Annotated in this window: 7 protein-coding genes; all 7 read left to right on the forward strand. The window is 71.1% G+C overall.

The window, feature by feature from the left end; all coding sequences use genetic code 11:
* Positions 1-264: 264 nt before the first annotated feature.
* The 7 genes from ACH65_RS14170 to murD all read left to right on the forward strand — a co-directional run bounded on the left by ACH65_RS14170 (position 265) and on the right by murD (position 8425).
* Positions 265-1782 carry a fumarate hydratase gene (locus ACH65_RS14170; protein ID WP_049623264.1) on the forward strand — a complete coding sequence of 506 codons (1518 nt, stop codon included), beginning with the start codon at positions 265-267 and terminating at the stop codon, positions 1780-1782.
* Between the two features lie 506 nt (positions 1783-2288).
* Positions 2289-4853 carry a bifunctional aspartate kinase/diaminopimelate decarboxylase gene (locus ACH65_RS14175; RefSeq protein ID WP_272913777.1) on the forward strand — a complete coding sequence of 855 codons (2565 nt, stop codon included), beginning with the start codon at positions 2289-2291 and terminating at the stop codon, positions 4851-4853.
* Positions 4854-4998: 145 nt separating this feature from the next.
* Positions 4999-5085 (forward strand): PDDEXK family nuclease, encoded by an 87-nt coding sequence (locus ACH65_RS21045; RefSeq protein ID WP_272913779.1) that lies wholly within the window; start codon positions 4999-5001, stop codon positions 5083-5085.
* Positions 5086-5095: 10 nt separating this feature from the next.
* Positions 5096-5365 (forward strand): endonuclease domain-containing protein, encoded by a 270-nt coding sequence (locus tag ACH65_RS14180; protein WP_272913778.1) that lies wholly within the window; start codon positions 5096-5098, stop codon positions 5363-5365.
* A gap of 5 nt (positions 5366-5370) precedes the next feature.
* The gene (gene murL / locus ACH65_RS14185; RefSeq protein WP_049623266.1) at positions 5371-6714 is read left to right on the forward strand and encodes a UDP-N-acetyl-alpha-D-muramoyl-L-alanyl-L-glutamate epimerase; all 1344 of its coding nucleotides are present in this window, start codon (positions 5371-5373) and stop codon (positions 6712-6714) included.
* Positions 6715-6743: 29 nt separating this feature from the next.
* Entirely contained in the window at positions 6744-7067 is a 324-nt protein-coding gene (locus ACH65_RS14190) for an NIPSNAP family protein (protein ID WP_049623267.1), read from the forward strand.
* Positions 7064-8425, forward strand: coding sequence for a UDP-N-acetylmuramoyl-L-alanine--D-glutamate ligase (murD, locus tag ACH65_RS14195; RefSeq protein WP_202594218.1), 1362 nt, complete (start codon positions 7064-7066; stop codon positions 8423-8425). Before ACH65_RS14190 ends, murD begins: the two co-directional genes overlap by 4 nt.
* Positions 8426-8563 lie beyond the last annotated feature (138 nt).

The raw sequence follows: 8563 nt of genomic DNA on the forward strand, positions 1-8563 counted from the left end.
GCCGGTGGGTAACCAGCTTCACTGTGATGAAGCGCCTCCGGCCTACGCCGGAGCGACGAGATAAGAGCGACACCGCTGCGCTCCGTGCCCGCATAGCCGCAAGGCGCGCCCCACCGCCCCATCGCCAAGATCGCGAACAGACCCACTGGCGCCGCCGTCCCACCACTGCGGCGTTTTGGCGCAGCCCACCATGTTGCGGCACAATAAACGGCTGTGCGCCCCGGCCCCGCCGCCGCGCCTCCCTCCCCGCACATAGCCGCCGCCATGACCCTCATCAAGCAAGACGATCTGATCCAGTCCGTCGCCGACGCCCTGCAGTACATCAGCTACTACCACCCGGTCGACTACATCAGGAACCTCGCCGCCGCCTGGGAGCGCGAGGAAAGCCCCGCGGCCAAGGACGCGATGGCGCAGATACTGATCAACTCGCGCATGGCCGCCGAGGGCCACCGCCCGCTGTGCCAGGACACCGGCATCGTCACCGTGTTCCTCAAGATCGGCATGGGCGTGCGCTGGGAGGGCTTCACCGGCTCGCTGGAGGACGCCGTCAACGAAGGTGTGCGCCGCGCCTACAACGACCCGGACAACAAGCTGCGCGCCTCGGTGCTGGCCGACCCGGCGGGCCGGCGCATCAACACGCGCGACAACACCCCGGCGGTGATCAACGTGTCGGTGGTGCCGGGCGACACGCTGGAGGTGATCGTGGCCGCCAAGGGCGGCGGCTCGGAGGCCAAATCCAAGTTCGCCATGCTCAACCCCTCCGACTCCATCGTGGACTGGGTGCTCAAGACCGTGCCCACCATGGGCGCGGGCTGGTGCCCGCCGGGCATGCTCGGCATCGGCATCGGCGGCACCGCGGAGAAGGCGATGCTGCTGGCGAAGGAGTCGCTGATGGAGCACATCGACATCCAGGAACTGATCGCGCGCGGGCCGTCCAGCCGCATCGAGGAGTTGCGCATCGAGCTGTACGAGAAGGTCAACGCGCTCGGCATCGGCGCGCAGGGCCTGGGCGGCCTCACCACGGTGCTCGACGTCAAGATCAAGGACTACCCCACCCACGCCGCTAACCTGCCGGTGGCGATGATCCCCAACTGCGCGGCCACCCGCCACGCGCACTTCACCCTGGACGGCTCCGGCCCCGTGGCGCTGGTGCCGCCCGCGCTGGCCGACTGGCCCAAGCTCACCTACAACCCGCAGGGCGCGCGCCGCGTGAACCTCGACACCGTCACGCGGGACGAGGTGGCGGGCTTCCGCCCCGGCGAGGTGCTGCTGCTCTCGGGCAAGCTGCTCACCGGCCGCGACGCCGCGCACAAGCGCATGGTCGACATGCTGAACCGCGGCGAGACGCTGCCGGTGGATTTCACCAACCGCTTCATCTACTACGTCGGCCCGGTCGACCCCGTGCGCGGGGAAGTGGTGGGCCCGGCGGGCCCCACCACCGCCACCCGCATGGACAAGTTCACCCGCCAGATGCTGGAGCAGACCGGCCTGCTCGGCATGGTGGGCAAGGCCGAGCGCGGCCCGGTCGCCATCGAGGCCATCCGCGACAACCAGGCGGTGTACCTGATGGCGGTGGGCGGCGCGGCTTACCTCGTCTCCAAGGCGATCAAGGCCTCGCGGGTGCTGGCTTTCGAGGACCTGGGCATGGAGGCGATCTACGAGTTCGAGGTCGAGGACATGCCGGTGACCGTGGCCGTGGACAGCGCCGGCACCTCGGTGCACCAGACAGGGCCGCGCGCGTGGCGGGCGAAGATCGGCAAGATTCCGGTGGTGGTGGAGTAAGGCCGCACTTTGCTTTCCCCCTTGCCGGCAGGGCGGGGGGATGGCGACGAGCCGCGCGCCTTGCTTCCTCTCCCCGCCGGGGCACGCGGGGTGGCGCCGTGGATGGCGCCGGCTTTGAGGAGTGAGGAGAGGGGTGGGTGCTCGCGGGAAAGCTCGCTCGAAGCGAGGGTGAGGCGACCGTGTCCCCTCACCCCAACCCTCTCCCCGTCGGAGAGAGGGAGCAGGTTGCGGTGAGCGTGCAGGTTGCGTGCTTTGCTTCCTCTCCCCGCAAAGGAGAGGGGGAGCAAGGCCGGCGGGTTTGCGGGTTCGCCGTTCCATCGCCCCGGCCACGCGCATCCGCCGCACCGCCGCGGCGGATGTCTAAACGGCCAAACACCGATTCAGGTGCAACCGTTGCAATTGGCCAGCCCAGGCGCAACACTGGCGGGATTCATTTTCCCCAAGCCTGACTCCAAGCCGTGACCTCGAATGCCCCGGCGCCGCTTCCCGCGGACGCACCCTGGATCGTGATGAAGTTCGGCGGCACCAGTGTCGCCACCCTGCCGCGCTGGCAGAACATCCGTGAGCTGGTCGCCAGCCGCCGCGCCGAGGGCGCGCGCGTGCTCATTGTCGTTTCCGCGCTCACCGGCATCACCGACGCGCTCAAACAGCTCTGCGCCGAGGACGACCAGGACAAACGCCGCGCCTGCGCCGAGGGCATCGCCCAGCGCCACCACGAGCTGCTGGGCCACATGCAGCTGGAGCTGCCCGAAACGCTGGGCGAGCGCCTGGCGGAGCTGGAGCGCCTGGCGGCCGAAGGCCCGGCGGTGATGGGCGAGCTGGCCTGGCAGGCGCTGGTGCAGGCGCACGGCGAGCTGATGTCCAGTGCGCTGGGCGCGGCCTTTCTCACCCACAGCGACCTGCCCACGCGCTGGCTGGATGCGCGCGACTGCCTCGACGCGGCCGCGCTGCCCAACCAGAACGAGCGCACCCGCCTGCTCTCGGCGATGGTGGAGGCCAAGCCCGACCCGGCGCTGGCCACGCGCCTCGCCGCGCTGGGCGAGGTGTTCATCACCCAGGGCTTCATCGCGCGCGATGCCGACGAGCGCACCGTGCTGCTCGGCCGCGGCGGCTCGGACACCTCCGCCTCCTACTTCGGCGCGCTGCTCAAGGCCGCGCGGGTGGAGATCTGGACCGACGTGGCCGGCATGTTCACCGCCAACCCGCGCCAGGTGCCGGGCGCGCGCCTGCTGCAGAAGCTCGACTACGAGGAGGCACAGGAAATCGCCTCCACCGGCGCCAAGGTGCTGCACCCGCGCTGCCTCTCGCCGCTGCGCGAGCCGCGCGTGCCGCTGCTGGTGAAGGACACCAACCGGCCGGAGCTGGACGGCACCGTGATCGGCCCGCAGCTGAGCGAGTACGCGCCGAGCGTGAAGGCCATCAGCGCGCGCAAGGGCATCACCCTGGTGTCGATGGAGTCGGTGGGCATGTGGCAGCAGGTGGGCTTCCTCGCCGACGTGTTCGGCGAGTTCAAGAAGCATGGCCTGTCGGTGGACCTGATCGGTTCGGCCGAGACCAACGTCACCGTGTCGCTGGACCCCACCGAGAACCTGCTCGACTCCGACGCCATCGCGGCGCTGGCCGGCGACCTCGCCCGGGTGTGCCGGGTCAAGGTGATCGCGCCGTGCGCGGCGATCACCCTGGTCGGCCGCGGCATGCGCTCGATGCTGCATTTGCTCTCCAGCGTGCTGGCCGAGTTCGACCAGATCCGCGTGCACCTGATCTCGCAGTCGTCCAACAACTTGAACCTCACCTTCGTGGTGGACGAGGACGTGGTGGACTCGCTGCTGCCGCACCTGCACGAGCTGTTGATCGGCGCCGGCGCGCTGCGCACCGACGACAGCGCCCTGTTCGGCCCGAGCTGGCAGAACCTCTACGGCCGCGGCGAGGCGGTCGCGCCGGCCGCCGCCTGGTGGCGCGAGGCCGAGCGCCAGCGCCTGCTCGAATTCGGCGCCCAGGCCACGCCGCGCTACGTCTACCACCTGCCCACCGTGCGCGCCCAGGCGCGCAAGCTCAAGACGCTGGGCGCGGTGGATCGCCTGCACTACGCGGTGAAGGCCAACACCCACCCGGCCATCCTGCGCGCGCTGGCGGAGGAGGGCTTCGGCTTCGAGTGCGTCTCGCCGGGCGAGCTGAAGGCGGTGCAGGCGGCGGTGCCCGAGTCGGCGCCCCTGCTGTTCACCTCCAACTTCGCCCCACGCGAGGATTTCGTCTACGCCTTCAGCACCCGCGCCACCGTCTCGCTGGATGCGCTCTACCCGCTGGAGCACTGGGGCGACGTATTCCGCGGCCGCGAGATCGTGCTGCGCGTGGACCTGGGCCGGGGCCTGGGCCACCACGAGAAGGTGCGCACCGGCGGCAGCGGCAGCAAGTTCGGCCTGCCGCTGGAGCAACTGGATACCTTCCTGCGCCTGGCCGACGCGCACGGCGTGACCGTGCGCGGCCTGCATGCGCACCTGGGTTCGGGCATCCTCGACGACGGCCACTGGGCCGAGGTCTACGGCCAACTGGCGAGCCTGGCCGAGCGCATCGGCAGCGTGGCCTTCCTCGACATCGGCGGCGGCCTGGGCGTGCCCTCGCACCCGGGCGAGGCGCCGCTGGACGTGGCCGCGCTCGACCGCCGCCTGCGCGAGGTCAAGGCCGCCTACCCGCACTACCAGCTGTGGATGGAGCCCGGCCGCTACCTGGTGGCCGACGCCGGCGTGCTGCTGGCCCGCGTGACCCAGCAGAAGAGCAAGGACACGCTGCGCTACCTCGGCCTCGACACCGGCATGAACAGCCTGATCCGCCCGGCACTGTACGACGCCTGGCACGAGATCGTGAACCTCAGCCGCCTCGACGAGCCGGGCACCACGCTGTACCAGGTGGTGGGGCCGATCTGCGAATCGGGCGACGTGCTGGGCAGCGACCGCCGCCTGCCGGAGGCGCGGGAGGGCGACGTGGTGCTGGTGGCCCAGGCCGGCGCCTACGGTAAGGTGATGGCCTCGCCCTACAACCTGCGCGACGAGGCGCTGGAGATCGTGATCGAGTAAGCGCTGCGCTGGGGCGAGCGATAGCTTTTCCCTCTCCCCTCCGGGGAGAGGGCCGGGTGAGGGGCGGCTCTTGCGACAACCCAAATCAAGGCGATTCAGGATGAAACGTCTCAACGTGGACCGGGCGCGCGGGCTGCGCCGTGGCATGACCGATGCCGAAGGCTTGCTTTGGTACCACCTGCGCAACCGAAGGCTGCTCGGGTGGGGAGTTTCGGCGACAGCACGAGATTGATCGCTACATTGTGGATTTCGTTTGCGCCGATGCGATGCTGGTGATCGAGCTGGACGGCGGGCAACATGCCGAGCACCTCGACGAGGATGCGTTGCGCACCGCTAAACTAGAAAGCTTGGGATATCGGATCATCCGTTTCTGGAATGACGCCGTGCTGCAAGAAACGCAGAGCGTGCTGGATGCGGTTGCGGAGGCTCTCGCAAGACCCGCCCCTCACCCCAACCCTCTCCCCGGTGGGGGAGAGGGAGACACGCGCGCGACGAACGAACGACTGAGGTAACCGCTTTGACCGACCCCCGCCAAGCCCAGGTTTTCCGCTTCGTCCGCCACGGCTATGCCGACGGCGTGGCCGAGCTGGTGTATGCCTTCGACGATGGCGCGGAGCTGGTCGAGCGGGTGAGCTTTCCCGGCGCGCCGGCGCTGCCGGCCGGGCGCGAGACCGCCTTCGCGGCGGCGCTCAGGCTGCTGCACCTGGTCGCAGGCGTGAGCTACTACAAGGCCGCGCTGCCGCCGCGCATCGAGGTCGAGGGCGCGCCGCTGGACGAGGCCACGGCGGATTTCCTCGACCAGCTCTACCTGCACGGCCTGGCCGAACTGGCCTACCGCAACGGGCTGGACCTGCGCGGGCGCATCCGTTTTCCGCGCGGTGCCGCCGCGCCGGCCGCGGCGCCCGCGCTCGGCCTGCCCCGGCGCACCCTGGTGCCGCTCGGCGGCGGCAAGGATTCGCTGGTGGCGGTGGAGGCGCTCAAGCACGCCGGCGTCGAGGCCACGGTGAGCTGGGTCAGCACCTCGCCGCTGATCGCCGCCTGCGCCGAGCGCACCGACCTGCCGCAGCTCAACCTGCACCGCGAGCTGGCGCCGGGCCTGTTCGAGCTCAACCGCCTGGGCGCGTGGAACGGCCACATCCCGGTCACGGCGGTGAATTCCGTCATCCTCGCCGTGGCGGCCATCCTCTACGGCTACGACTCGATCGCCTTCGCCAACGAGCGTTCCGCCTCGGTCGCCACGCTCGAATACGAAGGCCAGCAGGTCAACCACCAGTGGAGCAAGGGCTACGCCTTCGAGCGGCTGCTGCGCGACTGGCTGCACGCCTACGTGGCGGCGGACCTCGACTACTGCTCGCTGCTGCGCCCGTACTCGGAGCTGGCGGTGACGCGCGCCTTCGCCCGCCTGGGCGGCGCCTACTTCGACGTGTTCTCCAGCTGCAACCGCAACTTCCGCCTGCTCGGCCCCAAGCCGGCCGACCGCTGGTGCGGGCAGTGCCCCAAGTGCCACTTCGTGTTCCTGGCGCTGGCGCCGTTCCTGCCCAAGCCGCGGCTGCTGGCGATCTTCGGCCGCAACCTGCTGGACGAGGAGACGCAGGCCGCCGGCTTCGACGCGCTGCTCGAATACCACGACCACAAGCCGTTCGAATGCGTGGGCGAGGGCGGCGAGTCGCGCGCGGCGATGTACACGCTGAGCGAGCGGCCGGAGTGGCAGGAGGACGCCCTGGTGGCGCGCTTCCGCAGCGAGATCCTGCCCCAGCTCGACCCCGCCCAGCTGGCGCTGGAGCCGTGGCTGGCGCCGGCCGCCGAGCACCTGGTGCCGGCGCGGCTGCGCCCGGCGCTGGACGCCATCGGCGCCGCATGAGGCGGCGCGCCCCCGCGAGCGGAATCGCCATGCTGACCTGCTACCTGCGCTACGTCGTCGACCCCTACAAGCTGGCCGAGTTCGAGCACTACGCCAGGCTCTGGATCCCGCTGGTGGAGCGCTTCGGCGGCACGCACCACGGCTACTTCCTGCCGTCGGAGGGCGCCAACAACGTCGCGCTGGCGCTGTTCACCTTCCCGGGCATGGCCGAGTACGAGCGCTACCGGCGCGACGCCCTCGCGGACGCCGACTGCCTGGCGGCCTTCCGCTACGCGCAGGACACCCGCTGCATCGTCAGCTACGAGCGCTCGTTCTTCCGGCCGCTGCTGGGCGAAAGCGCGGGCGCGGCGTGACCACCCTCGCCTCGCTGTTGGGCCGGCGCGTCGCCGTATGGGGCTTCGGCCGCGAAGGCCGCGCCGCGATCCATGCGCTGCGCAAGCGCCTGCCGGCGCTGCCGCTGGCGCTCTATTGCAGCGAGGCGGAGCAGGTCGAGGCGCGGGCCTTCGACCCCGCGCTGGCGGTGTTCGGCCACGAGCCCGACGCCGCTGCGCTGGCCGGCTACGACGTGGTGGTGAAGTCGCCCGGCATCTCCGCCTACAAGCCGGCCATCCTCGCCGCGCGCGAGCGGGGCGTGCAGTTCACCTCCGGCACCGCGCTGTGGTTCGGCGAGCGGCCGGACGCGCGGGTGATCGCCGTCACCGGCACCAAGGGCAAGAGCACCACCACGGCGCTGCTCGCGCACCTCGCCCGATCCCTGGGCGTGCGCACCGCGCTGGCCGGCAACATCGGCCTGCCGCTGCTGGAGCTGCTCGACGGCGAGGCGGCGCTGTGGGCGATCGAGCTGTCCAGCTTCCAGACCGGCGAGGCCGGGCCGGTGGAGCTGGGCGTGATCACCAGCCTGTACGAGGAACACCTCGACTGGCACGGCTCGCGCGAGCGCTACGTGGCCGACAAGCTCAAGCTGGCCGACGCCGCGCGCACGCTGCTGGTCAACGGCCTGCAGCTGGGCCTGGTGGAACGCACCGAGGCGCACCCGCGGCGCCTGCTGTTCGGCCGTCCGGACGGCTGGCACGTGCACGGGGGCTGGATCCACCGCGGCGGCGCGCGCGTGTTCGACGCCGCGCGCATCGCCGCGCCGGGCGCGCACAACGCGCTCAACGCCTGCGCTGCCCTGGCCGCGTTGGAGGCGGTGGGCTACGACGCGCCCGCCGCGGCGCCGGCGCTGGCCACGTTCCTGCCGCTGCCGCACCGCCTGCAACCGCTGGGCTCGCACGATGGCCTGGACTGGATCAACGACTCCATCAGCACCACCCCGCAGGCCACGCTGGCGGCGCTGGACAGCCTCGCCGGCCGCGCCGTCACGGTGATCGTGGGCGGGCACGACCGCGGGCTGGACTGGTCGGATTTCGTGCGCGCGATGGAGGCGCGGGCGGATTTGCGCATCGTGGCGCAGGGGGCGAATGGGCCCCGCATCGCGGCGGCGCTGCGTGACGCGCACTTCCCCGGTTCGCTCGCGGAGGCACAGAACCTGGCCGAGGCGGTCGAGGCGGCGCGTGCGGGGGCGCCGTCTGGAAGCGTGGTGCTGCTTTCGCCCGGGGCACCCAGCTTCGACCAGTTCCGCGACTATGCGGCGCGGGGGCGTCGCTTCGCCGAGTTGGCGGGCTTGGAGGGTCATGCGGCGGCGGGCATCGCGGGGCTGGGTATCGCCTGACGCACGCTTTGCTCCCTCTCTCCGGTGGGGATAGGGGGAGGGTGGAGGGCTCGCGGGAGCGCAGCGGCGCCGCTCTTGCTCGTCGTTCCAGCGCAGGCCGGAGGCGCTTCACCACAGCGAAGCTGGTTACCCACCGGC

The organism is Frateuria defendens (assembly GCF_001182895.1).
In the GTDB taxonomy this organism is placed as follows: Bacteria; Pseudomonadota; Gammaproteobacteria; order Xanthomonadales; family Rhodanobacteraceae; genus Frateuria_B; species Frateuria_B defendens.